Raw genomic sequence first — 26,683 nt, 5'->3', positions numbered from 1 at the left:
CGGCAAATTTAGAAAATAAGCAGAAAACGTTTCGCACCAACAGGTTACGAAACGTTCATAAGTCAAGCTTTACGGGAATTTCTAACGGAATCGATAGGTTAGCGAGTCTCCATCCGCTTCAACAACCATATAGAGGCTCCCCCCATCCAAGTCAAAGGAGCGATCATCGGCATAAACCTTGCCCGAACCGTCCTTGGATTTGGTGTACTTGAAACGGAGGGTAAATTCCCCCACCAGATCCTCTTCGACCACCCGGCTCCTTTCGCCAGGAAGGATAACTTCGTCGATCCACTTCTTGGACGTTCCATCATTGGCCAGGATATCAACTCGCACAATGGAATAATCCTCGGTACCATTTTCAATCTGGAGTCGGCTAGAAGATTCTAGGAACCAATGGGAAATGCACCCGGTCAAGACCAATGGGAGAATGAGAATCGCAATAAGTACAGCAAACCTTGAAACAAGGAAAGACTTTATCTGCAATCGCATTATTTACCTCCCTTTTCGTAGCGGATACCCTTAGCCTCGATAGTCTTGGATGATCCAGGATTCAACGAGAAACCGCTTTCTTCAGAAGACTTGGACTTATTCTTCTCCTTCAGGATTTCCGTTTCCAGGGGAGCCGTTCTTGCGGCACCGCGACCAAACAGGAAACCATCAAGAGCGGCCAAGCCAAACTTGACTTCGGCAATGAAGGTTCCCTTGGCACCAAAGAAATTGTCATAGTCATAAGAAGAATTGTAAGCCAGACGTACAAATAATAAGTCTACGGCACCTCCCCACAACAGGTCCTTAAATCCACTGCGCACACCGCGACGCACGCAAGTGGCTTCAAAGCCGATCATGCGGGAAGGATCCGGATAATAGGCCAACGAAGCGGAATGGAATTCGCCATCAGGGAAATCAAAGGAGACCTTTCCATACAGACGTTGGGCAAAAAGGTTCTGCTCCCATGTGACGCGGATGGAATCTTCCCCATGACCATTATAAAATCCGATGTCAAAATTGGGCAAGTAAGTCAAAGGTCCAGAAAGGCGGCCCCCATAAACGGAACGGCTTTCCAGGTCGAGATTCACATGGGCGTTCCGCCAGGAAGTACGGTAGAAACTTCCACTTGCGCTAAAATTGCCCCAACGGAAATAACCCCAGCTGTATGCCAAAGAATCGCTTTCGTCGGCATAAATATTTCCTACATGTTCAACATTGGAATGCTGCATACCGGCAGCAATTGTAGCGTTAGACTTTACATCGGTATAAACCATACCCCAAGTCGTTGTAGAACGGACCAGGGAATAATCGGTATAATGGGGGAAGAGAACGAAATCTTCGCCATCCCAACCGGAACGGTCGAACCAAAGGACTAAACCGAAATACCTTTCGGGGCTCACATCGCCCGAGAAGAAACCAGCCATATGTTGCCTAAAAGCAAATCCATCATGTTCGCCATATTTGCTTTCTAGAGGCATCTGCTCGGCAGAAGGCAAATAGTAAAAACCGGCATCGATATAACCACCACGCCCCCCACGCAAAATCTGGGAGATTTCGGTCAACTGACGGTCACGAGTTACGGCACCACCGGCAGAAAGTGCTTCTGGAGTCACGCTATCTGCAAAGGAAAAAGTGGTTGCAGCAAGCAACACAGCCAGACCTTTAAAAAGATTTCCGATTCGCATAACCCAAATCTAGAAAATGCCGGGGAAAAATTTATATTTGCGCCCATGAACGAGCAAGAAAAAGCACAGGAACAGAACAAGGCCCTGATCGCCGCATGGAGCGATCATTCCCGCATGTGGAAAGACAACACCTGGGTCTACCCCGTCATTAGCCGTCGCGCAGGCGGTTTATCGGTAGGTATAAACCTAAATCCCGACCACAAATGTTCCTTCGCCTGTGCCTACTGCCAGAGCGGCCCGCAAGAAGGTCACGAAAGTGTCGCCATCGATATCGACGGCGTGGAGCGGGAGCTTCGTCAATTCCTGGAATTCTACAAGTCCGGCGAATTCAGCAAGTGCGATTTCTTTGGACACGTTCCCGAAGACAAAAAGATTCTAAAGGACATCTGCCTTTCTGGCGATGGAGAATCCACCATCGTCAAGGAATTCCCCGAAGTGTGCAAGCGCATGCGCAAACTCCAGAAGGAAAACGAAGGGCAGTTCAAGCTCCGCCTGATTACAAACGCCAGCCGCCTCGGGAACGAGAAAGTCGAAGATGCCCTGGCCTACCTGCTGGAAAGTGACGGTGAAATCTGGGCCAAGCTGGACGCCGGTACCGAAGAATGGTACAAGCGCATGAACCGCTCCGCAGTCAAGTTCGAAACCATCCTGAACAACCTGGAAAAGGTCATCAAGCTGTACCCCATCTGCATCCAGACCATGTTATGCAGCCTTCAGGGAGACGTTCCCACCGACGCAGAAATCGAACAGTACATCGGACACCTCCAGCGAATTTACGCAGCGGCACCCAAGAACTTCGTAGAAGTTCAGTTGTACACCGTTATCCGTCAGACGGCCACTCCCGACGTCCTCCCTCTCCCCAAGGAATTCCTGGAAGCGGTCGCCAAAAAGATTAACGAAAAATTGCCGGTACAGGTTCGAATTTTCTAAAGTAAAATTAAACCATATAACGAAAGAAGCCCGCGTCGAAGCGGGCTTTTCTTAATTTCGCCAAATTTCAAAATCAGCAAAATTGCCGTCGCGGCACTCGCCTTAGATCAACTCTTCAGGCGGGAGGTTTGTGTCGGCTTCTGGTTCCTGGTAGCAGGTTTCGGGAATCTGAACCTGGTTCTGGAAATAGGCACGATGGGCGGCGATTACCTTTTCGCGGGCAAAGGCGGCATCCTTCCATTCACCAATCTGAACATCCTTGCCTTCCAGTTCCTTGTAGTTCTGGAAGAAGTTCTTGGTAATGCGGAGGAACATCTGGTCCACATCCCTGATGTCGTGAATGGGGCGCGGGTTAAATACGGGAACGCCAAGAACCTTGTAGTCCTTCTTGCCGCCGTCGGTCATGTCCAGAGCGCCAACCACGCGGCAACTGCAGACGGTACCGGTCATCATGGAGGCGGGGCTGTAAATCAGCATATCCAGAGCATCGCCATCATCGGCCTTGGTGCTGGGGATAAAGCCATAAGTACAGGGGTAGCTCATGGAGCTCAGAAGGCAACGATCCAAGCGGAAAACATGAAGACGTTCATCATATTCGTACTTCAAATTGGTGTCCTTACCAATTTCCACAACACAATCCACTTCGTACGGATATTTCTTGCCGATGGGCAAATCCAAATAGTTAATAGCCATTTTTCTCCTACGAGAACTCACCTTGAGTTCTTCATCTTTTGATAATCCATCAAATTTTGTAATAAGAATTTAGTATTATAATCCTATACGTCAAGCGGTAAGGGGTCTAACATTGAGATAATGTTGTTCTCGCTCACCGTTTTCTCAACATCTAGAGGATATAGGGGCGTGCCTGCTTGAACATCAGTTCGCGTTCGTCGCCCATCACCTTAAATTCAATATCCAAAATCAGCTCATCGGCGCTCTTCTTGTAGAGTTTGGCGAAATGAGTCTGGATTTTCTCGACGAAGCCATAGAGTTCCGTCACCTCGGAATCAGTCAAGACGGGTTCATCCGGAGACAACGTGGAGCTCTGCAGAAGAACCTTCTGAACACCCTTGGCCGCTGGAACGATAGAGAAAATTTCGGGTCTGGAATTGTTTTCGGGATTCGTAATGGAAACTTCACCCTTCTGCACATTCACATAAATGCCGGCAACAGAGAAGTCTGCGATGTTCTGGGTAACAATGACACCATTGGCAGCTTCATCGATGAAGGCACCATGTACGGCAACAGCCATCTGCACAGAGAAATGGTCGATGTTCCACAGGGTTCGTTCCTCGTAGGCCTTAAAGCTCCAAACCGAGGCCCAGACCTTACGAATTTCATCGGAGGGCAAATCCTTAGGCTCGCGGGTCGCCTTTACAGACTTATAAAGTCCTGCGCCATTAAATTCATCAAGGTCTTCGGAGTTCGTGCTGGAACGCAAGCGCACCGGAGTCTCCCCAAAAATCTTGTAGACCTTTTCATCCAGTTCCGTACCGAATTTTTCGTCTACGGGAATATGGCGGATCATGTAACGGATATTATCAAGAACAGCTTCCCTTGTACGGGTATCTGATTCAAACTTTTCGTCAGCAGTTACAGCGGCGATGTACTTTTTCAGCGGCAAGGAATCGTCCTTGACTGCAGACTCGCACAGGGTCTCAATGTAATCGCAAATTTCAGAAGAGCGACCTTCCTTCTTGCAATCCTTTTGAGAGCGAAGGCAAAGAGATTCCGTCACCTGGGCATAGCTCATGAAATTATCGTAATGATAGAACGGTACCGCAAAACCATCAGGAGAATTTTCGGGAATAAACTTTTGAAGTTCAGCCAGGTTTGCTGCCTTGACGCCTACGAATCCCGCAGAATTAAAACCAAGATCCTTGAAATCGGGGAATCCCTTTTCGCTCAAGTCATAAGAGAGGATCGTCTTTTCTTTCTTGAGACTTTCCCAATATTCCTTAGCTTCTTTCAAGGTCGTCTTTTCTACGGTATAGGACGCGGTGCTGACCGTCAGCTTCACCAGGCTATCGCAAAGAGCCAGAAGGGAGTCCGGCAGTTCATGCCCGTTAAAGGCTATGTTGGGAGTCTTACGAGCCTTGGCCGCAAGGTTCACATGAGAAAGCGGAGTCTGGGCATCCTTGCTGATAGCGCCAGCCACCAGCGGAATTTCGGCAGGCAGGGTTTCAAGAATTAAAATATCATGGGAAGAAACAATAGCCGTATCCAGTTCATCGGCGGTAAACTTTCTGAGAGTACCGTAAGCGACACCCGTATTCATAATCTGAAGACTGACGTCTCCAAAGATTTGGGCATGAGTGTACACGGGAACGTCTAACCGTTTAAATTCATCAGCGTAATCTTCGGCCGCAGATTCGGCCACGCTACCCGACGGCATATAATACAGGCGATTCTTTTTTGTTCCCACATTCAGGAACTGCAGACGGGATTCAATAATGCGATGAGTTTTCGCCACCAGTTCTGCACTAATCTTGTCTGTCGGGAAGAACGTCAGGGCGATCATGGAATCTTGAGCCGCATAATAGACTAACGTTCCAGCCACAGTCTTCTTTTTCGTGCTGTAATAAACATCGCTTTCAAATTCCGACAAGCTACGGGAATCCTTCAGCACCTTCTTTGCAAATTCATAATGCAGAGAATGCTTGCCGGTATTCTGCAAATGCAGCACAGGCTTCTTGGAATCAAAATCCGTAATGATGAATTTGACCAGGTAGCTTCGGCCAATTTCAGTCGACGACTTATAAGCCTTCTTCAAGAAAGCATCGTAACCTTCATCAGCAGTAAATCCAGAAGCTTCATCTGCAGTATTCTTGAATTCGTCAAGGCGACTCAAGGAAACATCGATATTACGATCCTTGTCCGCGCCCAGCTTTCCGGCAAAGAATTCGTTTCCCCAGGCCTTCACCACCACATCGGCAGAATCGCCTACGTCAAAGGAAATAGAGACACCCGAAGAAGTACACTTCAGATTGTCACTATCCGATCCCGGACATAAAATTTGCTGTCCATCGACTCCGACAAAAAAACTCTCAAGTTTCGCACCAGAAGCGTTAATATGCAGACCAGAAAATTCCTCGTTCACCGAAGAAGAAGAACTGTCATCGGAACAAGCCGAAAAAAAGGCCACTGCGCTTAGTGTGGCCATAAAACAATTACGATATTTTTTCAGATTAATCATCAAAATCACCAGGGCACTTTTCAAAAGTATCATCAAAGCTACTTACGCGGCCCTTTTCATCAACATTTCTACAGACAACAGGCAAGGAGCGTTCTGAAGTGCAACCATCCTTGATTTCAGTTTCACCGTCAGCCTTGAAAACCTGCAGACAGTCCATTTCCTGGCAAGAACGCCATCCAAAGCCAAAGGAAGAGTGGTAAAACTTGAACACCTTGTCCTTGTAGGTAAAGGAGATGTTATCGTTATGATGGTTTCCACCCCAGCTATACTCGGCCTTAGAAACAGGCACCATTTTACCATTCACATAAAGTTCAGCTTTTTCAGTTTCAGAGGAAACCGGAACAACAGACATGAGCATTTCCACTTCGTCTACAGAAGACTGAATGTAGAAGTAACCATTTTCACCTTCGTAGTTAAAAGTGCAAATCCAATCCTGCTGCATGAATTTTTCAGAAGCAGGCTTGCCATCTTCGTCGGTATAGGAAACCTTCACGGAATCCGGCTTACGGACTTCGAAGATGGACATGGGATCATCGTTCTTTACGGGATCTGCAGAAGAGTTGGAAGAGGAATCATCACCGCAGGCAGCAAATAAAGCAAGTGCGCCAATGGACAGGATAAATTTTAAGTTCATATTTTCTACTCCTAATTTTTTGAAATAAAATAAAAAAATTTTTATAAATCGTAAATCAAGAAATTATCGACTGCGCCAGCGGGCAGAAGTCGTCTTGTCGAAAAGTCCGAAATAGAACTTAGGTTCCTTACGGTCAGGGCTATAGCCTACTTCAAAACGCACACGGTCCAAGGCGGGAATCACCAAGTGCAGGCCACCGTAAACAGCACCTTCATAGTTCTTCCAGCTTGGCGAACCTTTGTCCCAAAGCAGACTTCCATCAAGGCCAGCCACCAGCTGCAAACCATAGAAGAAATTGATTCCCCAGAGAGAAGCCGCCTTACGTTCGCGCAACACAAAACGTTCTTCCAAAGTCAGAAGAGCCTCGTGGACGCCTAAACTATTGCTGTCGGCTTCATGTCCGCGGAAGGTATTGGTTCCGCCATGATAGAAATAATCGTAACGTTCTACATCGCCTGGACGAATACGAACAAGAGCCGTAGCCCCAGTAATAAAGCGCCATGCCGTATAATAGGCGCGTGCATCCGTCAGCAGTTCCCAGTAGTTCTCGCCGCCCATGTCGTCACAGCTTTCCACAGTACAATCAGCATCATGATCGTCTCCATAGCCTACGTGAGTCATCATGTACTCAAAATACACACCCTTGCGGCTGTCCAGTTTACTATCGCGGAAATCAAAGGCAAAGCCAAGGCCCGCTTCGGGAAGCCACGCCGCCTTCTCCAAATAACGAACCGCCACCGTTCCCAGCAGCGAAAGTCGGGAAAGCACCTGATATTCTACATCCAGATCGGCCAGGTAGCTATCGTCCTGAAAGGAACGCAAGTCATCCCAGCTATCGGTCCGCAAGAATTCGAAATTCCAGCCCACCGGGAGTCCAAACAAGTACGGCGAACTTGCATAGAAGGCATATTCGTTGCTTTCAAAAATCGGGTCAATTGCAGTACGGTACTGGACCTCGGCACGAATGTCCTCACCAAGCACATTGAGATTTGCCAAGGCAAGGCCGATCATGAGCCCGTCGCGGTCAGTCGTCTTCCCCGCCGGAGCGGGAATCCAGCGGAAAATTTCCTTGAAGGAATAATGAAGGACCATCCCGCCGCCATTATCGGCACTTTCACAGTTTGCGGAAATCTCCGTGAATAAATCCAGATCCTGAAGTTTTAATTTTTCAGACTCAAATTTCTCTGTAGAAAAGGGTTCGCCTTCACGATTCTGCAATTCACGCAGCACCACGCGTTCATTTGTATGTTCTAGACCACCCAGTTCTATTTTCTTGATAATCGACCCATCAACACAGACAGCACCAACAGACGGGACCATCAAAAAAAGCGCCAACAAAAGCAGCAAGGCTTCCAAAAAATGTAATGGGGCAAAAACTATCTTCACAAATCCTCAAATTTATAGTACAAAGATAAAAAAACACATTTCATTTTTTCTATCTTTGGCTTCGTCAAGGAGAAAACCCGAGGTTTTTATGTTAGACTTTCTTGCCAACAATTGGCCCTATCTTATCGCACTAGTCATTATCGTCTTTGCAGTCTTCGCAATTCGCGGACTCCGCAAGGCCCTCAAGGAAGGTGGTGGAGCATTCAGTCTCGAAACCATCAAGAAGGCAACCGAGCCCAACTTCGCCGCCCTCAAGCAGAAGTCTCATGCCCTGCTGGCAGATGCCGACATGATCTGCGAAGTCAAGGAAGGCGCCACCTACGTCATCCCCAAGAAGGAAGACCTGAAGCTGTTCCGCAACGCCGTCAAGCAAAAGTACAAGTTGGCCATGTTCCTGGTGCCGGGCACCACACAGGTTGCCTATTTCTTCTGCAAGACTGAACAGGGCCTCCGCCGTCGTATCGACAACCTGGTCATTAACCAGAAGTTCCAGGCCGGCAAGAAGCCTTACAACGATGTCGCCACCGGCGAAAAGCTCCGCTTCCCCAAGACCTAGTAGATTAAAGGTTAAAGGATAAAGATTAAGCGCGATCAAGGTCGCGCTTTTTTCATAAGCATTTAAAGCAGACTTCAAAATTCAACCGCACGAAACAAGATGTTCCGAACATACAAAGACCTTGCCATTGCCGAAGAAGAATCCAAACTGATCGAAGCGATTGACCAAACCAGAAATCTACTGGTTGAAGCGCCCACCGGTTCCGGCAAGTCCCTATATATTCCCTGGTTCCTTTCGAAGCATTGTACAGGTCGTGTGGTAGTACTGCAGCCCCGACGCATCGCTGCTCTTTCCCTGGCCCAGTATTCCGCAAAATTACACGGCGAACCTTGTGGCAAGACCGTAGGCTATCAATTCAGACAGGACACCTGCAAAAGCGCAGAAACCCGCATTCTGTTCCAGACCTACGGAAACTTTCTGCAGGAACTTCTCCACGGGAAAATGGACGCCGAATGGGTTATTTTCGATGAATACCACGAGCGCAAGTCGGACATGGATTTGCTGTTCAGCTACCTGCTTAGACTACAGACGAAAGACGAAAGACGAGAAAAGAACAGTGATAAAGTTCCGCGAATTGCGGTCATGTCAGCAAAGCTGAATCGCGAAGAAATGGAAAATGCCCTAGGCGTAAAATGTCTGGAATTGGGACACCCTCTTTATCCGGTCCAGATTTTACATCAAACCCCATTAGCAGGTTCCTCCCTCGAAAGTGAAGTGGTCAAGGCCCTCAAGTCCCTGTACCGCAGCAACGTCTGGAAAACCACACTGGTATTCCTCCCCGGTAAAGCCGAAATTTCTAAATGCCACACTGCAGCCGAAGAATCCATGGGCAATGCTGCAGAATTTCTAGATCTGTATGGCGGTCAGGAACGTGATGTTCAAGACAGAATCTTCGAAGAAACGGAACGCCCCCGCGTCATCTTTACCACCAATATTGCCGAAACCTCCATCACCGTTCCCAACGTTAGCGGCGTGGTAGATAGCGGCGTGGAACGAATTTCCGAATACGACGACAGCCAGAAAGTAAACGTACTACGCACAGCCTCCATCTCGATGCAGAATGCCATCCAGCGTTCCGGACGTTCAGGCCGTACACAGAACGGAGCCTGCATCCGACTGTGGAGCGAAGAATCAGAAAACAGAATGCCCCGCGGAATCATTCCCGAAGTTACCCAAATTGAACCTTCCGAATTCTTGTTACAGAAGTCCGCACTGGAACGTTTCTTAGACGAGAGAGAAGGAACTAGAGGCGAGAATGGATTGGTTCTGCCGACGGCTATTCCCGAAAAACGAGAAATCGTCGCGAAGGAACTTCTGCAAGAATTGGACATGGTCGACGAAAATGGAATTACGGAATTGGGTCTGCAGGCCGTTCAGTCCCCCCTTTCCGATGTTCAGCTGGCTTACGTTTTAATCAAGTCCAAGCCTGCAGGAATCAGTAATTTAACTTTGTCTGCAATGGCATGGATTCACGGCGGCACAGAAACGTTGCAAAAGAACAAGCAGCCCACCAACCTACTGATGTTGGCAGGCGATTCTTCTGGACACGGCAACAACACTCCCCGCGAAGTTTCACTAACGCTGCGACAGTTGCAAGACTATTGCAAAAAGGAGAACTTCAAGAAAAGCGCAGACAACGAAACCGAAACCATCCAGATGCTAATGAAGGCCTACTCCGATAGGCTTGCCTCCCCCACGTCCAGTAACGGATCCTATAAGCTTCCCAACCAGAATGTCATCCGCCTGCAACATCCGGAACCGCCCTTTGCATTGCTGGCCATGACCATGCTCCGCACCAGCTCTGGCGCCGCTGCAGGCACCAAGACGGAACTCCGTCTAAACCTTTACGTTCCCGTTCCTAGAAGTCTTCTAGAAAACGAGGACGAAGAAGCCCGCTACGAACTCATTTGGCGTAGTGGCCAGGAACGTTTTATCGGAAAGGAAATCCGCGGCACAGTCGAACGGGAAATTCTCCCTCAGGAAGCCTCCCCCGCCGTTCTTGATCAGCTAAAGGAACTGACCGTCAGCGCCTGGAAAGAAAAGCTGGAAAAGGAAAACTGGACCGGGCGTTACCTTACAGAAAATCTGCAGACTCTTCTAATCAAGATGCGACTGGCCGCACAACTGTATCCAGAATTCAGCCTTCCTGAATTCAATGAAGAAGATATGGAACTGATCTTTGATGAATTCGCCAACGGCATCTTCCTACTACGTGACCTGAACGAAGACCGCTACCGCGCCATTCTTGAAGACTACTTCGGACGATCCATGTTGCAATGGCTTCACAAGACCTTCCCCGACCATTACATTCTCCCCAACGGCAAGAAAGCTCGCTACAGTTATCAGGAAGTTGAAGCGCCGGAACCGGGAACCCCCGGCAGCAATCTCGTTACCCAAAGTGCTGAAGGCGTTCTCGTAGAAGTTTCCGCCCGCATCGAAGACTTGATGCAGTTGCGAGGCGAACATAAAATTGCCGACGGAAAGTTGAAGGTCCGCTACGATATTCTTGCCCCAAACTTCAGAACCATTCAGAAAACTTGGGACTTAACAGGATTCTGGCAGAACACCTACGCCGAAGTCCGCAAGGAACTTCGCGGCAGATACCCCAAGCATCCCTGGCCGGAATCCGTTCTCTAGGCCACGGAACCCGAACTACTTGATAGTATAAATCACCAGCGACTTGCTGTATTCGTAATTGACAATCAGAATGGGAGTTCCCACAAGGGGGCTGTTCTTCTCATCAATAAACAGCATACCTTCAGGACCGCGATCTTCAGGATCCATGGTATATTCAACAAGCTTCGGAGCAACATGCTCCGTGCCAATGCTGGTCAAGTCAAAAACAGCAACACCACTCATCCGTTCCAATCCAACGAAGGCTAGACGGCGGCCATTTACAGTACCGATTACAATATTTTCCGGTTCGCAGCCCTTATCATCGCTGCGGGCATCAGCCTTACGTTTTCCCTTCTTGGAATTCCAGTTAAAATATTTGGGATACTTTCTGGCAAATTCCCTTTCCAGGGCATCTCCGGAATCCCAAATCAACTTACCCGAAAAACCATCAAACACGCTAATGGAACGGGAGCCAAATTTCACCTTGCACATTTCTTCATTGCCGCAAATTTTTGATTCGTCAAAATTCTTGACATCGGCACCTTCATTTGCAGTCACGACAAAAGTTGAACTTTCCGTTTCGAAGGCCTTAATTCCATCAGGTTGACGGAGTCCCCTAATGAACGCATTTTCAATACGGATCTTGCCATCCTTAATGGCATCCAGTCCAAACCCGGCCTTGGAATGATCCACATAGCCTAAATCAAACACGCCATCCAATTTCTTGCCGACCACGTCGATGCGGGCAATGGCGTTGTTTTCCTGCAAGCTGACCCAAGCCCATTTAGAATCCTTAGAAACTGTAATGTATTCCGGTTCCACATCCACATCGTCAAAAGGAACCACGGTCACCACAGGAGAAATATCCATAAAGGTGGCATCATCAAGACTTACAATGGCAACACCGCCAGGAGGATTGATTTTACCATCTTCGCTAGGTTCGCCTTCGCAAGCCACTAGCAACGCCTTTCCATCAGGGGTAAACGTAATCATATCCGGATGACTACATACCTTGTACGTCCCGATTTTCTTGACGCCCCCCACCACAGACGAATCCTCAGGTTGCTCCCCCACGTACTGCATCAGCTCAACAAAACCATCTTCCCAAGCCGGGTCCGCAAGCAAACTAGAGGCAATCAAGTTTCCATGAATAGAAACACTTGTCGCTTCCCCATCAAGCGAGAATGTTTTTTGAACCACAGGCTTCGTCGGATCAGCCAAGTCCACGACATCCATATTGTTGGAATCGCCCACAGAGAACAGCAACCTGTTTTGAGGCATGTAGGCAGAAATCTCGGCAGATTTCAGCTCAATTCGGGAAAGAGGTCTAAGAACTGACGTCTCCTGGGAATCGCCACCCTTCTTGGCGCAGCTAATCCCCGCAGCAAGCAACAGCGGTATCAAGATAAAATTTAGACGAACCATTCCAGACACCCTTTAAATTTCTAGTCGAAAATCAACCAGAACAGCAACATACCGAGACCGAGACCGCCCATAAAAGAAGTAGAAGTCATCATGGCGGCCTGCTGACGGTCCATATTTTCCTTTTCCTTCTTCTTTTCATTAACGCCGATAGAAACGCTCAAGGCCTGGGCGCAAACTTCGTTGTTCTGCTTGGCAGTATTGTAGCTCTTTTCCCAGTTGGCGCTCTTGGCCTGTTCCACTTCCAGAGCCTTCTTCAAGGAATCCCTTTCTACAGAATAGGAACTATCGCGAACAGCCATCACGGAATCACGGACAGCGATTTCACGCTTCAGTTCATCTTCGGCAGAAACTTCTGCAGGAGCAGCCTGTTCAACAACAGCAGGCTCAGCCGGAGTGGCGACAGGTGCAACCACAGCGGAATCCTGGGCAAAAAGAAAAGTCGCCGAAAGAACGACGACTGCAAAAATAGAGGCAATCAAATTCTTCATGTTTTACAATATAGCAAACTGAAGAATTTGAGTTTTGGAACTATCGCGGAAGAACCATCTGCTTTTTCCAAATACCATTGGCACCCTTTACATAGTAAACACCAGGCACCATGGCGTCACCAGGAGCAACCAAGGAACCATCTAGACGGCGCACCTGCAAACGGCTTCCCGAGAATTTTGGAACAGACTTCAAGTTTGCAATAGATGTAAGACCATATTCGTCATCAGAAGATGCAGGCTCCGCTGACTGGGAAGAAGATGAAACTTCATTTTCAGAAGATGCAGGCTCCGCTGACTGGGAAGAAGATGAAACTTCATTTTCAGAGGAAGCAGGCTCTGCTGACTGGGAAGAAGATGAAACTTCATTTTCAGAAGATGCAGGCTCCGCGGACGGGGAAGAAGATGAAGCTTCATTTTCGGTAGAACTACTCAACCCGATCTTCCGTTCGTCCATGAATATGCCATGAACTACTTGCAATGTCACGTCCTTAATTGAATCCGGAATTGCAACAGCCTTTTTAGCCTGATCAACAACCGTTACAGAATCCATGCCAACACTTTCACCAAAGTAATACTTACCTGCGGTAGTCACCTTGGTCTCACCACCCTTAACAACAGTATCCCTTCTAGTGACATGGTAATAGGCTACAGAAGCATACCACCAGTCAAACTGGAATTCATAGGTTTTAGACGCAAGAATTTCTCCAGAACGATAAGATCCATCTTCAGAAAAGTCGTCCTCCACAAACACCAGAAGATTATTGGTATTGGTAGAATCATAACCATTCATCTTATTGCCATGGATATCCAAAATAACCGTAGCATAGTCACTCGAACCTTGCTCCCACCTTCCAGAGGAACTCGAACTCAACCAAGAGTAATACTTATAGTCGTTGGAATAAGTTTCACTACAGGCAGCGGTTACCGTATACGGGAAATTGTACTTGGTATTTCGAGAAGGCTTTAAAGTCCAAATATCTTCATGACGAGTTTGCGTGACAGAAGTAGCCGTTTTCAAATCCTTGCTACCTTTCCACAAGGTCTCATCCATATAGGCCATCTTCAAAGTCACCTTGGGAAACGAACTATGAAGCAAAGTATCGCACACATTGCGAACATAAATGGATTCGTCAGCCCAGGCAGACACACCCAGCAGCATTCCAACAAACAAAACTTTTTTGGCCAGATTCATTTTAGCCTCCAAAACACAATTTTACTACCACTAAAGATATATCAAAAAAAGACAGTCCGTAAACTGTCTTTTACAAAGAGTGATTAAATCAGCCGAATTTTCGTAAAAAAGACTACAATTCCGTTGACTTAATGCGTTTCCACCCCTCTTCAGGAATCATGGCACCCATGACCTGCACCACTTCGTTAGAAACAACACTACCCAACTTACCGGCACGATCCATATCCCAGCCATTCATATAGCCATAAAGGAAACCGGCAGCCCACAGGTCGCCTGCCCCGGTGGTATCAATGGCCTTGGCAGCACCAGCCTCCACACGAGTCACCACGCCGTCCTTGGCAATCAAGGCGCCACGCTTGCCGATCTTAACCACAGCCACCTTGGCCTTCTTGGCAAGAACTTCAAGAGCGGCCTCTTCCTTGACACCGGCATAGGCGAAGGCTTCGTCTTCGTTGGCAATCACGATATCGATCATCTTCTTTTCGAAGAGTTCATCGAACAAGCCGCGGCAGGCATCCACCACCCCAAAGGAACTGAAATCCAGAGCGGTTTCAACACCAAGGGAACGGGCCAAGGTAAAGCACTTCTTGAAATTTTCGGTATCGAAGGCGCTATAACCTTCCGCAAGAATCAGGGAGACGCCATCAAACAGTTCCGGGCAGAAATCCTCAGACTTCATATCGTTAGACGCACCCAAAAAAGTCCACATAGAACGCTGGGCATCGGGAGTCACCGCGCTAAAGACGCAACCCGTAGCCACGTCAGAAAGACCCATACGATTTTCCACATTGTGAGACTTCAGATGATTCTGGAACAGTCGACCCAGTTCGTCATCACCCACGCGGCTAATAAAGGCGGAATCGCCACCCAGCTTCGAAATACCCACCATGGTATTGCAGGTAGAACCGCCAGGAACGCGAATGGGATTATTCAACTCGCCCAGGAACTTTTCCATCTGGGGCCAATCCACATGATTCATGCCACCCTTCTGAACACCCTGTGCAGCCATCCATTCTTCGCTGACATTGGCCAAGACATCAACCAGGGCAGCTCCAATACCAAGAATTTTTTTAGTCATATGAGTTCGTTCAACCTTTAAAAAACAAGGCGGGTACAGAGACCCGCATTTTTAAAACTACCGACGGCGGCGAAGCTTTTCGCTTGCATCCAGAAGGAATTTACGTTCAGAGTCCGTCAGCGAATTGATTCCGCTTTCGTTCACCTTCTTCAGGATTTCGTCCATGCGCTTGTTTTCGTCTACATAGAAAACTTCACCTTCCAAGGGTTCGTCCGACTTGCGGGAACTGCGACTGGATTCCGCACGGCCACCGTCATTCATCTTGAACTTAGGGCCGCGGGCCTTGCGGGCGGCGCGTTCAAACTTGTCGGCAAGACCACCAATCTTGCCAAAGCCACGTTCGTAAAAATGCATATAGATAAAGCCACCAACGACACCGCCCAAATAAGCCAGGTGAGCCACGCCATCTCCGGAGGGAGCCATGAACACGTCGATACCTACCATAAACCACATGGCGTACTTGATTCGCATGGGGAAGAACATGAACATGAGAATCACACGGTTGGGGAAGAACTTATAGTAGGCCACGAACAGCCCCATCAAGGCGCCAGAGGCTCCGATAATGGGATTATTGGTCAGGCCCAGTACACACATAACCAGGCTGAACACTGCAGCAAAAATTCCGCAGAACATGTACATGCCCGTAAAATGTTTCGAACCCATCATGTCCACCACGTCGGAACCGAACATCCAGAGCATCAGCATGTTAAACAGGAAATGCCAGAAATCCACATGGACGAACATGTAAGTCACATAGCGCCAGGCTTCGTACGGAACCGTGGGGAAATAGGCGCCAAAATAAGTGATATAGTCGCGAAGATTGCCCGGTCCAACACCGGGAATGTTCAATTGCAAGCCTAGCACACCACCCAGAACAAAGGCTGCGGCAAAAACACCCGCGTTGATCAGGAGCAGAACTCGCAAAACCTTAGGCAAAAAACTAAACGGTCGCATTTCACATTACCTATTCAATAAATTGTCGAAAGAATTTTCACTACGAAAAATAGCAAATTCACACAGCTGACTTTGTGATAAACCGAATTACATTTTCGGGCAGGAACTTCTTTAAAGTCTCGACACCTTCAGCGGTATCAGCGATTCCACATTTTACGATTTCACGGACCACGGTACTGCTAATAGCCAGATGTTCCTGCTTGCTGGAAAGCAGCACGGTTTCGCAATCCGGGTAAAGCACCTTGTTGTTCCAGGAGACGCTCTGCTCGAAATCCAGGTCCATACCGTTACGGATTCCGCGAACCAGGAACTGGGCCCCGACAGACTTCATGAAGTCTACAGTAAGACCTTCGTAGGAAGCCACCTTTACGTTGGGCAAATGGGCAACAGCTTCCCGTACCAGAGATTCACGGCAGTCTCCAGCCAGCATATACTTCTTGGAGGTATTTACCGCCAGCAGTATCCACAATTCATCAAAAAGTTTGCAGGCCCTTTCTGCGATATCCAAATGACCTAAAGTAAAGGGATCAAAGGATCCCGCAAAGACCGCCACTCTAGATGTAGCAACATTCTTCTCGGACATTTCTACCCCAATTAAAGAGCCTTGCGGAAAATGACCAGGGAGGATTCGCCATACTTTCGGACAGAGGCCTCACCCGCTTCTTCGGATTCCTTGACCCAGGCCGGTAAATTCTTGGTGGGAGCCTCGAACACCGCCACGCCACCAGGATTCAGCCAATCAACGAAAGGGCGCAAATCCGGGTAATCCATATTCTTGAAAGGAGGATCGGCGTAAATCAGGTCAAAGCCTTCTTCCTTGCAAAAGGTTTCCTTGGACAAAGTCAGGGCATTGCTTTCCAGCAAAGTCAACTTCGATTCAAGATTCAAGGCCTTGTAAGCCTGTTGCACCAGGCGGGCTTGCACATGAGCCATTTCTACAGCAATCACGCTGGCGGCGCCACGACTCAAGGCTTCGATTCCCATGATACCGGTTCCCGCAAACAGATCCAGCATACGGAAATTTTCTACGCCCTGAAGAATATTAAAGAGGGCCTCCCTCGTGCGGGAGGCTGTAGGTCTAGTTTTTGATGTGTCCGGAGAGGGAACATTGCGTCCCCTCAGATTTCCACCTGTGATGCGAATGGGCATGAGTTCAACCCAATTACGGAATCACGAACATTTCGAAACGAATGGCAGTCAGCAAGTCCTTTCTTGCAAACTTCATTTCTACAGACGGAACGCCCATGCGGATGGGAGATGCGCTAAAGGCAGCGACAAATGCCTGCAGATCGCTAAAGTCAGCAGAAGTAGTTACCTGATAGGTAAAACGCTTGTAGACACCGAAATCTTCAACAACAGGCTTTTCGAATCCATTGAACGTTACCTTGTTGGTAGAGCCCAAGGTCTTTATAGCCTTGACTTCGTTGGCAACTTCAGCAGCGGAAACAAACTTGTTGACAGAATTCAGGTTAACATTCTCTACGTTGTACTGACCGAAGGCGGTAATGTCGGTTGCAGGAGCGTTTTCCGGCAGAGGCGGAGTCCTAAAGTTGGAGCTAACCGTCTTGATGCGATCCAGGAAGCTGCGCTGAGAAGCAGGCTTAGCAGCCACACCACGAACATAGAAGTAGTTGGGAGCCTGGTAGATACAGTCAGAGAAGCCCACGTCTTCGGGAGTTGCCGAATTCATGAAAGCAACGAACTGACCCAGAGAAGACTTCTGGAAGGAAACCTTTTCGAGAGGCAGGTAGGAATTGTAATCCGTGCGTTTGTTGTTAAACAGAGCCTGAGGATTGATTTCACCCACGACCTGCTTGGCGGTCATATTGTCGCGGTAACGCAGGGCGGCAGCCTGTGCAGCAGCCTGAGCTTCCAACGAACCACCTGCGGAAGTCCGCTGTCCGTTGCCCATGACAAGTGCGGTGCGGCTTGCATCTTCGGCACCAATCAGAGACAAGTAAGCCTCGGGGAAAATACCCTGCAGAGGAGCGGGAACGCCACAAATGCTGAGGAAGGCACTGAAAGCAACAATGGCAAACAGAGCGGCAACGGCAACCGTAAGAGCCTTCTTGCGGCTCTTCTTCTTCAGTTCGTCGATACTGGTAACGTGAACCGGAGAAACGGACTCGACCACAGTCAGTCGTTCAGCGGCATCAATCAAGTTCAAATGAATCATACACCCTCCAATGCGTAAAGGGCAGCACCAATGGCACCGGCGCAACTCAATACGGCAGCGGAATCTTCAGCTTCCACCGGAAGTCTAATGTTGGAGAAAGAATCCATGGATGTGAGCAGACAATCCGGAAGAGCCTTTCTGAGGCATACCATGAATTCGGGGTCCAGAGCCATTTCACCGCAAAGATTGACATTCTTGGTGACAATGGCAGAATTTTCTTCCTGGGCAACCTTAATCTGTTCGACAATGCCCTCGACAAGGATCTTGTAAGCTTCTTCCTTAGTCTTGTTTACCAGGGGAAGAGTAGAGACACAACGCAGGGCCTGCAGATTATCCTTGGTGAGCCAAATCAGCGTCACACCGGCGTAGTCAGCCTTAATAACGCATTCCAGTTCAGTCATGTTTTCTGCAAAGGCCATCAGGTTCATTACAGAAAGAACATCCACGTCCAGGGACTTCGGTGCGAGGGACTTGTTACGGAAGCCCTTGCGCATGTTGTCCACCCACTGGTGGCGGACCGCAATCAGCATGACGGTAAAGCCCAGCGATTCGCTTCCGCTCAAGACCTGGTAATCGATGATATAGGCACCAGGATCAGCATTCGTAATCAGGGAAACGTACCACTTCAGGTATTCGTCCAGAGTCTTGGCAGCCTCAGCCGGAACAAACACCTGACGGACAATAGACCTGAATGCAGGAACGGTAACCGAAACTGCATCTACGGATTCAATCTTCGCAAATTCCATCCAACCTTCGAGGACGGATTCAAAAGCAAAAACGTCATCCAGAGGGCTGGTTTCAGTCTCGAGAATAGCTGTCTTCAGAACGCGGCGTTCATCCACATCAAAAACGGCAACTTTCAGGGAGGCGTCAGCCACCTCGATACCCATGTATAATTTCTTATCACTCATACTATCAATGACTTACAAAAAGTTTTCCATTAAAAAAATTAATCAAAAATTACCCCTTGCAGTATGGTCTCCAACTTTTTCTTGCCAATTCCAGGCACTTTTTTCAGGTCTTTTTCACTTTTAAAGGGGCCAGAGGACTCTCTTTGGGCAATAATCTTTTCGGCAAGCTTCGGACCAACCCCCTTCAAGGCACAAAGCATATCTAAATCCGCCGAATTGATCGGTATGGGAAATTGAACTTTTGGCGGCTTCTTTTTGGACATTTTTTGAGAATTGTCTTTTATTTTGTCTGCAACAAAAACCGTTTTTTCAACCGGTTCTCCGCGTAATTCCCCATGAGTTGAATCTTCAACATTCGCGATGACTACAGGATCTCCGACCTGGAACGTATCGATCGAAGGAAGTCCCCAAGGCAAGAATCGGTAAACGATTCCCATGACAAAAAGGACAAAAGACAGAAAAACCATCTTTTTTTCTGGTCCGTTCATAAGAACTCTCGTAAGGCGAGGGTCTGAATCTAAAAAATCAAGGGACTAGACGAGCCTCTACGGCAGCCACGTCCGATGGTACATCTACAGAAATGGAGATATAAGGACTTTTAACCATGCGTATGGTCCTGCAATTAATAATACGCATCTGTTCCAAGGAGCGTTCCAATTCAACGCCGGATTGAGGAAGAGCTGCGAATTCATCGCGGGAAGCCCGAGAATAAGCATATACACCCTGATGTTGGAACCACTCCGCAGATAACTGATCTGCTGTGGCGAGACATCGCTCGTCTACATCACGGGTAAAATCAAGAGCCACACCATCTTTCACCAGGACTTTCACCACGGTGTTCAAGTGATGTTCGGCAGGATTAAGGGGGCAGGCAACCGTCACCCAGCAATCAGGATGACATTCCAGTTCCCTAGCCACCTGAGCCAGCAAAGCAGGCTCCACAAGCGGTTCATCCCCTTGCAAGTTTACCACAAGGTCAAGTCCCAGCTTGCAAGCGGCCTCAGCCACACGATCAGACCCCGTCTGGGCAGGACCGGTCATGACACATTCAAAACCAGCCCTAGTCACTACATCGGCAATGACTTCAGAATCAGTAGCACAGACCACCGTCCCAAAACAGCCCGCATCACGGGCCCGTTCCAAGGTGCGTACAATCATTTCCTTGCCAGCTATCTTGACCAGGGGTTTCCCGGGATAACGAGACGACCCCATGCGGGCAGGAACTATGCAATGCACGGTCATAGACTAAAAATCGAAGAGATTAACCGCCAATGACCTTGGGAATAGCAAAGTGGTCGTTTTCTACGGCCGGAGCGTTTGCAAAAGCCTGTTCCAGGGTGAAACCCTGCATGGGAACATCTTCGCGAAGAATGGTAGCACCATTTTCGACACCAGTCATAGGTTCGACATCGGCAAGGTTCAATGCCTTCAAAGCTTCCATCTGGTTCAGCATCTTGTCAAGATGACCCTTCAGAGCCGGAATTTCCTCTTCAGAAACACTCAGGCGAGAAAGCTTAGCCAATTTCAATACTTCTTCACGTTCAAGCATAAAAGCCTCTTTTTTATCAAATACAGGAACAATGTAGAAAAAAGTAGATAGTAGGTAGTAGGAAGTAGACGGTTGGAAGGCGGTAGTAGACGGTAAAAAGAGTGAGAAGGGCGGAGCCTGCGGCTCCTTTCAGCTGTGAGCTATGAGCTGTGAGCTATGAGCCGTGAGCTGTGAGCCGTGAGCTAGATAATCGCGCCAAAGGCGCCTTACTTTAACTCATAATTCGTATCTAAGTCCCTGGACCCCTCGACTTCGCTCGGGATGACACACCCTCACAGCCCACCATCCACTCTTCACTCTTCACTATTAACTGTTAATCGTTCACCCTCTAGACCACTTCCAACGATGCGTACTTCAGGATAATGGTTCTCGTGACACCGTCTCCAAAGCGGACGTCCACTCGGGCGTTGTCTCCAGTTCCGTAGGATTTCTGAACCACGCCGATACCGTATTTGATGTGGCGAACCTTTGCTCCCTGGTGGAACGGATTCTCGCTGAATTCGTCGTACACCACACGGGGGCCTGCGGGTGCCGCAGGAGCAGGCTTGGGAACAGAAACCGGATTGCGGTAGACAATGCGCTTATCGTTCTTGCGAATGGAATCGGGAACAGCGCCAGGGCGACTGAATCCACCGCTAAAGCCGCGTGAACCGAAATTAGAAGGTGCGGAACTGCGGCCACCAAAGCTACCGGAACTGGGACGACTGCCAAAGCTACCAGAGGCTCCCGGACGACGAGGAATGGGCGGAGGAGGATTTCCCATGCGAGGAGCCCTGAAGCCACCACCCTGAGAGTAATCCTGATTGAAGCTATTGAAACCGCCACCAAATCCGAAATCTTCACACGGTACAAAATCTACAACAGACGGATCCAATTCCTTGAGGAAGCGGGACGGGGCGAAGGGACGGATATTCCCCTGGAAGAACCTGCGTTCCGCATGATACAGGAACAGCTTCTTTTCGGCTCGGGTACATCCCACATAGAACAGTCGACGTTCCTCTTCCATCTGTTCATTCATCTCGGATCCAGACATCATGGAAGACATTCGGATCAACGGGAAAATTTCTTCATCGCAACCCGCAATATGAACCGTATTGAATTCCAGGCCCTTGGCCATATGAATCGTCATAAGGGTAACTTGTCCCTTAGAAGAATCCACCTTCTTGTCGCCATCTGTCAAAAGGGAAATATCCTGGAGGAACGCATCCAAAGTAGCACCGGGATGTTCTTCATCGAATTCACGGATGGCGTTAACCATTTCATCCAAGTTAGCGATTCTTTCGTCAGCAGTAATCTCATCTTCCTTACGGAGGAATTCCTTATAGCCAACGTCATTGATAATCTTTTCGGCAAGGATGGGCAGCGGAGTCTCGCCTGCGGCCACCAAAGCCTTCCAACCGAGAACCAAGTCTGTAAATCCCTTAAGTTTGGGAGCCGTACGTCCAAGGCCATTGGCTTCGGCCAGCAGATTTTCCCAGAAGGAACCTTCCCCATTACGTTCCTTTTCCAGGACCGTTTCCACAGTCGTCTTACCGATGGAACGAGGAGGCGTATTGATAACACGGAGGTAGGCGGCGTCATCACGTTCGTTGGCCAATACGCGCAGATAGGCAATAATGTCCTTGATTTCCTTGCGGTCCCAGAATCGCGTTCCACCAAAAATCACAGAAGGAATGCGTCGATCGTTCAAAGCCTTTTCAAGAGAACGGGACTGGGAATTTGTTCGATAGAAGACCGCAGTCTTGGCATACGATTCAGGACCGGCCTTGGCAATAGTATCGGCAATGGCAGAAGCTTCGGAGCGATCGTCCATAAAGTGGCGAACATGAATCAGTTCACCCGCCTCCTGCTTGGAAAACACGTTCTTCTGCATTTCCTGCGGACGGATATTGTGAGCGATCACAGACCCTGCGCCTCTGACAATATTCGATGTGGATCGGTAGTTCTGTTCCAGTTTGACGATTGTCACCGGAGCAAAGTCGCGATGGAAATTACGGATGATCTTGATGTTGGCACCACGCCAGCCATAAATACTCTGGTCGTCGTCGCCCACCACAGTCACATTGTGCTGTTCATTCATCAGCAACTTCAGCAGTTCATACTGCACATCGTTGGTATCCTGATATTCATCCACAACCACATACTGAAAACGGGTAGCCAGCTGATTCGCCAAATTGGGCAACTTCTGCAGCATGAGCACCGTATTGAACAGCAAGTCGTCAAAGTCCATGGCATTGGATTCCAGAAGTTTCTTCTGGTATTCCGTATAATAGCGGGCGTACTTTTCTTCGTCAGGGTACTGAGCATTGTTGCGAGCCACTTCCGGAGTCTGCAACAAGGTACTGTTCCCTACCACCATCATAGAATTCTTGAACTTGGAAATGGCGGCGTGAGCCTTTTTTACATCAGCGGCTTCCACATTTTCATCACCGTCAGCCTTAAGAATTTCTTTAAGGATACGCTTTTGATCATCATCGTCATAAATGGAGAAGTTACCGTCGTACCACCTACCCCCCGAGCCGGCCATAGCGGCCACTACGGATTCCTTGGACAGGCAAAGTTTCAGCAGACGAAGACAAACAGAATGGAAAGTTCCCATCCAGCTGAAGCTCATCCTGCAATCCAGAAGCTTGTGAATACGTTCCTTCATTTCGCGAGCGGCCTTATTGGTAAAGGTCACCGCCAAAATACGATCGGACTCCACATTGTGGGCAGAAACGAGATGGGCTATCTTATAGGTAATGCAACGGGTTTTTCCCGAACCAGCACCAGCGAGAATCAGCATGGGTCCCTGGATTTTCTTGGCTGCAGCAGCCTGTTCCGGATTCAGTTCCCGGTCCAACACACCATTGTCCACAATATTTGCCATTTACCTCTCCTGACTTTTTAGGACTCGCAAGATAGCAAAAATGTCGAGACCCATGGGTCCCGACATCTAAGTTTTGCAATACATCTACGGAACTATTAATCGTCGGCAGTAGATGCACCCAGAGCCTGTTCCAGAGTTGTAATACCCTGCAGAGCCTTGGAAATACCATCCATACGAAGCGTAATCATTCCGCATTCCTGCATAGCGGCGCGCTTAATCACGTCACCGGAAGAACGTTTGATGATCAAGTTACGAACAGATTCGTTAGGCACCAGGAATTCATAGATACCCGCACGACCCTTGTAACCAGAACCGTCGCACTTATCGCAACCCTTACCATGATAGAACTGCATATCCGGAGACAAGTGCAATTCTTCGCGGAGGGATTCGGAAATTTCATACGGTTCCTTACAGAACTTACAGATACGACGCACAAGTCGCTGAGCCAACACGCCCTTGATAGCGGTAGACACAAGGAAGGGTTCCAGTCCCATTTCCAGCAAACGGGGGAATGCACCAGCAGCATCGTTTGTATGCAACGTACTAAAGACCAAGTGACCCGTCAATGCGGCTTCGATAGCCATTGAAGAAGTTTCCTGGTCACGCATTTCACCGATCATGATCACGTCAGGGTCCTGACGGAGCAAGGCACGAATGCCCGCGGCAAACGTAAACCCGGCCGCATTGTTGATCTGCCCCTGGTTGACGCCGTCGATATTCAATTCCACAGGGTCTTCCATGGTAGAAATGTTAATAGTACTATCAAGAATTTCACCAATAGATGCGTAAAGCGTAGTAGACTTACCGGAACCCGTAGGACCAGTAACAAGCACAATGCCGTTAGGAGCGTTAATAGCGTCGATAAACTGCTTGAGCACGCGAGGATCGAAGCCCATATCCTTCAGCGGGAACTGACCGGAGTTGGGGTTCAAGATACGCATAACGATCTTTTCGCAGACACCGCGCTTACGGAGAGAGATGGGGAAAGAAGACACACGAAGGTCAACTTCAGAACCCTTGTATCGCACCGTAAAACGACCATCCAAGGGTCTACGCTTTTCAGCAATATCCATCTTGGAAAGCAGCTTGATACGGGACAAAATCTGCGGCATCAGACGAGCCGGAATAGGAGACATGACCTGCAGGTCACCGTCAATACGATAGCGGAGCTTCAGGAAGGTTTCCTGAGGTTCCAGGTGAATATCGGAAGCCTTACGGGCAATAGCTTCGTGAATCAAGGTGGTCACGATCTTAACGACCTGGCGACCTTCTTCGTCACTCAGTTCTTCTTCCTGGTTGCCCTGACCGCGTTCCACGGTCTCAAGTTCTTCACCATCCTTGGAATCACCGATAAGGTCTGCCAAAGATTCTTCGGTGCCGCCACCATGGCCAGCATAGACTCGTTCGATGGCCTTCTGCACATCGGCATCGGAAGCCATCACCACGTCCACGTCCATCTTCACCTTGAACTTGATGATGCTGATGGTACGCATGTTGGTGGGGTCCGTCATAGCAAGTGTCAGGATGCTATGGGCCTGACCCATTCCGTCTTCACCCTTCTGCATGTACAAAGGACATACCTTGTACTGCTTACACATATCTTCAGGCAGGTAAGTGTAGGCCTCGGAGTCAATGCTAAACGTATCCAGCTTTACGTAAGGAACTTCGAACTGCCTAGAAAGAATTTCAATAAGACGTTCTTCGGGCATAAAGCCCAGATCCACCAAGGTACGACCTAGACGCTTACCGGTGGTCTTCTGAGTTTCTAGAGCCTTGTTCAGCTGTTCATCGGTGATATAACCTTGAGCGATCAGCATTTCACCAATACGCATCTTGGTGGAAGACTGCATCTGCACACCCAAAATGCTCGTTAGCGTATCTTCGCTAACCATGCCCAGTCGAACAAGAATCTTACTGAGCATAAGGCCAGTGCGTTTGTGTTCCGCCATGGCATGGGCCAACTGATCTTCGTCAAGCACACCTTGACGCAGCAACAGCTGACCCACATTCATTTTAGTACCATTTATCATAAATGCGACCAAGCCTGCGGTTTAACAGGCATTTTAGCTCCATTCTTGCAAAGCATGCAGACATTGTCATTCCCGGACCATTCACGGGCAACACCAATCCTGTAGACCTTGCCTAATCCATCATTATATCCATTAAATATACTTATTGGGCTAGAATTGGCAAACAACAACTGGTATTCTTCCCCTCCATTCAGGACTAAATCCAGGGGGTTCACACCATAACATTCAGCCATTTTCGCCACTTCAGGATCAATTGGCAGGGAAAGTTCGTCAATTTCAATAGACACCCTGGAAGCCAATGCCAGGTGATTCAATTCCGAAGAAAGCCCATCGCTAATATCCATACAGGCACAAGACGCACCGTTCAGTAGACCTACCAACTCAGCCCCCGCCCTCTCGCAAATACGGGGAGCCAGATGATACTCCACCAGGGATCGGAATTTTTCGCGGTCTTCCGGATGATTCATCAAAAGCCAGAGCCCCGCAGCAGATTTGCCCAGAGTTCCGTTTACATACAAGTTATCTCCAGGCTGTACCGCCGAGCGTAGAAGAGGTTTACTTCCGGCCAATTCGCCGAGAAGAGTTGTGGAGAACACCCCCTCTTCGCCAGAAACGGTATCACCCCCGATCAAGGTAATTCCACGTTTGGCAAAACCCTCGGCCAGGGCGACACGCACTCTAGTCTTGATTTCGTCAGACCAATGACGATTCAGGCAAAGCCCCAGCAAGGCGATACGGGGACGCCCGCCCATAGCGGAAATATCCGAAACATTTGAAACGATATGCTTTTCTACAGCCTGTTCCGGCGTCGACCAATCAAGACGGAAATGGGTGTTTTCAACGGAAAGGTCCTTGGTAGCAAGCCATCCGTCAAAAATGGCGGCATCATCCCCCACCCCGAGCCAAGTACGGCTACCGGGAGAACGTTCCTCCAGGGGGGCGGCATCCTTCAAAAGAGCGTCAATAAAACGAAATTCACCAAGATCGAGCATAGCAATTAACAATGAAGAGTGAATAGCT

The 26,683-nt window shown here is 48.7% G+C and carries 24 protein-coding genes; 3 read left to right on the top strand and 21 right to left on the bottom strand.

The features are described 5' to 3' along the window. Positions 1-81: 81 nt before the first annotated feature. Together BUB94_RS06090 and BUB94_RS06085 are read right to left on the bottom strand one after the other, a co-directional pair. Entirely contained in the window at positions 82-489 is a 408-nt protein-coding gene (locus BUB94_RS06090) for a hypothetical protein (protein ID WP_073161341.1), read from the bottom strand. Next, positions 489-1,673, bottom strand: a complete 1,185-nt coding sequence (locus BUB94_RS06085; RefSeq protein WP_073235104.1) for a hypothetical protein — start codon at positions 1,671-1,673, stop codon at positions 489-491. Before BUB94_RS06085 ends, BUB94_RS06090 begins: the two co-directional genes overlap by 1 nt. A gap of 45 nt (positions 1,674-1,718) precedes the next feature. On the opposite strand from BUB94_RS06085, the gene BUB94_RS06080 reads away from it, so the two are divergent. Continuing rightward, entirely contained in the window at positions 1,719-2,603 is an 885-nt protein-coding gene (locus BUB94_RS06080) for a radical SAM protein (RefSeq protein WP_073161343.1), read from the top strand. A gap of 102 nt (positions 2,604-2,705) precedes the next feature. Here BUB94_RS06080 and BUB94_RS06075 read toward each other — a convergent pair whose 3' ends face one another. The 4 genes from BUB94_RS06075 to BUB94_RS06060 all read right to left on the bottom strand — a co-directional run bounded on the left by BUB94_RS06075 (position 2,706) and on the right by BUB94_RS06060 (position 7,819). Beyond that, on the bottom strand, positions 2,706-3,296 hold the full coding sequence (locus tag BUB94_RS06075; RefSeq protein WP_073235100.1) for an inorganic diphosphatase: 591 nt from the start codon (positions 3,294-3,296) through the stop codon (positions 2,706-2,708). 151 nt (positions 3,297-3,447) lie between these two features. Beyond that, positions 3,448-5,766 (bottom strand): PEP/pyruvate-binding domain-containing protein, encoded by a 2,319-nt coding sequence (locus BUB94_RS06070; protein ID WP_073235096.1) that lies wholly within the window; start codon positions 5,764-5,766, stop codon positions 3,448-3,450. A gap of 25 nt (positions 5,767-5,791) precedes the next feature. Next, a complete protein-coding gene (locus BUB94_RS06065) occupies positions 5,792-6,433 on the bottom strand; it encodes a hypothetical protein (RefSeq protein WP_073235093.1) in 642 nt (213 codons plus the stop codon). Positions 6,434-6,496: 63 nt separating this feature from the next. Next, entirely contained in the window at positions 6,497-7,819 is a 1,323-nt protein-coding gene (locus BUB94_RS06060; RefSeq protein WP_249269279.1) for a BamA/TamA family outer membrane protein, read from the bottom strand. 88 nt (positions 7,820-7,907) lie between these two features. On the opposite strand from BUB94_RS06060, the gene BUB94_RS06055 reads away from it, so the two are divergent. Together BUB94_RS06055 and BUB94_RS06050 are read left to right on the top strand one after the other, a co-directional pair. After that, positions 7,908-8,375, top strand: coding sequence for a hypothetical protein (locus BUB94_RS06055; protein ID WP_073161348.1), 468 nt, complete (start codon positions 7,908-7,910; stop codon positions 8,373-8,375). Positions 8,376-8,474: 99 nt separating this feature from the next. After that, complete coding sequence (locus BUB94_RS06050) at positions 8,475-11,012, top strand: ATP-dependent helicase C-terminal domain-containing protein (protein WP_073235090.1); 2,538 nt, start codon at positions 8,475-8,477, stop codon at positions 11,010-11,012. 15 nt (positions 11,013-11,027) lie between these two features. Here BUB94_RS06050 and BUB94_RS06045 read toward each other — a convergent pair whose 3' ends face one another. From BUB94_RS06045 to thiL, 15 genes are all read right to left on the bottom strand, one after another. Further along, entirely contained in the window at positions 11,028-12,416 is a 1,389-nt protein-coding gene (locus tag BUB94_RS06045; protein WP_073235087.1) for a choice-of-anchor I domain-containing protein, read from the bottom strand. A gap of 20 nt (positions 12,417-12,436) precedes the next feature. Continuing rightward, entirely contained in the window at positions 12,437-12,904 is a 468-nt protein-coding gene (locus BUB94_RS06040) for a hypothetical protein (RefSeq protein ID WP_073161351.1), read from the bottom strand. 40 nt (positions 12,905-12,944) lie between these two features. After that, positions 12,945-14,096, bottom strand: a complete 1,152-nt coding sequence (locus BUB94_RS16685; RefSeq protein ID WP_073235084.1) for a hypothetical protein — start codon at positions 14,094-14,096, stop codon at positions 12,945-12,947. A gap of 112 nt (positions 14,097-14,208) precedes the next feature. Then, complete coding sequence (locus BUB94_RS06030; protein WP_073235082.1) at positions 14,209-15,174, bottom strand: adenosine kinase; 966 nt, start codon at positions 15,172-15,174, stop codon at positions 14,209-14,211. Between the two features lie 57 nt (positions 15,175-15,231). Further along, on the bottom strand, positions 15,232-16,128 hold the full coding sequence (locus BUB94_RS06025) for a rhomboid family protein (RefSeq protein WP_073235079.1): 897 nt from the start codon (positions 16,126-16,128) through the stop codon (positions 15,232-15,234). A gap of 58 nt (positions 16,129-16,186) precedes the next feature. Beyond that, positions 16,187-16,711, bottom strand: a complete 525-nt coding sequence (gene coaD, locus BUB94_RS06020) for a pantetheine-phosphate adenylyltransferase (RefSeq protein WP_073161355.1) — start codon at positions 16,709-16,711, stop codon at positions 16,187-16,189. Positions 16,712-16,722: 11 nt separating this feature from the next. Beyond that, complete coding sequence (gene rsmD / locus BUB94_RS06015) at positions 16,723-17,277, bottom strand: 16S rRNA (guanine(966)-N(2))-methyltransferase RsmD (RefSeq protein WP_073161356.1); 555 nt, start codon at positions 17,275-17,277, stop codon at positions 16,723-16,725. Positions 17,278-17,290: 13 nt separating this feature from the next. Beyond that, positions 17,291-18,304: a hypothetical protein gene (locus BUB94_RS06010; protein ID WP_073161357.1), complete on the bottom strand. Its 1,014-nt coding sequence runs from the start codon at positions 18,302-18,304 to the stop codon at positions 17,291-17,293. Continuing rightward, a complete protein-coding gene (locus tag BUB94_RS06005; RefSeq protein ID WP_073161358.1) occupies positions 18,301-19,215 on the bottom strand; it encodes a hypothetical protein in 915 nt (304 codons plus the stop codon). The genes BUB94_RS06010 and BUB94_RS06005 overlap by 4 nt, the downstream gene beginning before the upstream one ends. Before the next feature lie 38 nt (positions 19,216-19,253). Continuing rightward, positions 19,254-19,703, bottom strand: coding sequence for a ComEA family DNA-binding protein (locus BUB94_RS06000; protein ID WP_073161359.1), 450 nt, complete (start codon positions 19,701-19,703; stop codon positions 19,254-19,256). Between the two features lie 37 nt (positions 19,704-19,740). Then, positions 19,741-20,457, bottom strand: a complete 717-nt coding sequence (locus tag BUB94_RS05995) for a 3-deoxy-manno-octulosonate cytidylyltransferase (RefSeq protein ID WP_073161360.1) — start codon at positions 20,455-20,457, stop codon at positions 19,741-19,743. A 19-nt stretch (positions 20,458-20,476) separates the two neighbouring features. Further along, positions 20,477-20,764 carry an Asp-tRNA(Asn)/Glu-tRNA(Gln) amidotransferase subunit GatC gene (gatC, locus tag BUB94_RS05990; protein ID WP_073161361.1) on the bottom strand — a complete coding sequence of 96 codons (288 nt, stop codon included), beginning with the start codon at positions 20,762-20,764 and terminating at the stop codon, positions 20,477-20,479. A gap of 328 nt (positions 20,765-21,092) precedes the next feature. Further along, complete coding sequence (locus tag BUB94_RS05985) at positions 21,093-23,633, bottom strand: ATP-dependent helicase (protein ID WP_073161362.1); 2,541 nt, start codon at positions 23,631-23,633, stop codon at positions 21,093-21,095. 95 nt (positions 23,634-23,728) lie between these two features. Next, positions 23,729-25,663: a GspE/PulE family protein gene (locus BUB94_RS05980; protein WP_249269280.1), complete on the bottom strand. Its 1,935-nt coding sequence runs from the start codon at positions 25,661-25,663 to the stop codon at positions 23,729-23,731. Then, positions 25,660-26,655: a thiamine-phosphate kinase gene (thiL, locus tag BUB94_RS05975; protein ID WP_073161363.1), complete on the bottom strand. Its 996-nt coding sequence runs from the start codon at positions 26,653-26,655 to the stop codon at positions 25,660-25,662. The genes BUB94_RS05980 and thiL overlap by 4 nt, the downstream gene beginning before the upstream one ends. Between the last annotated feature and the right edge of the window lie 28 nt (positions 26,656-26,683).

The organism is Fibrobacter sp. UWH9, from assembly GCF_900129715.1.
Lineage (GTDB): Bacteria > Fibrobacterota > Fibrobacteria > Fibrobacterales > Fibrobacteraceae > Fibrobacter.
This window is presented reverse-complemented; position numbering and strand designations above follow the sequence as displayed.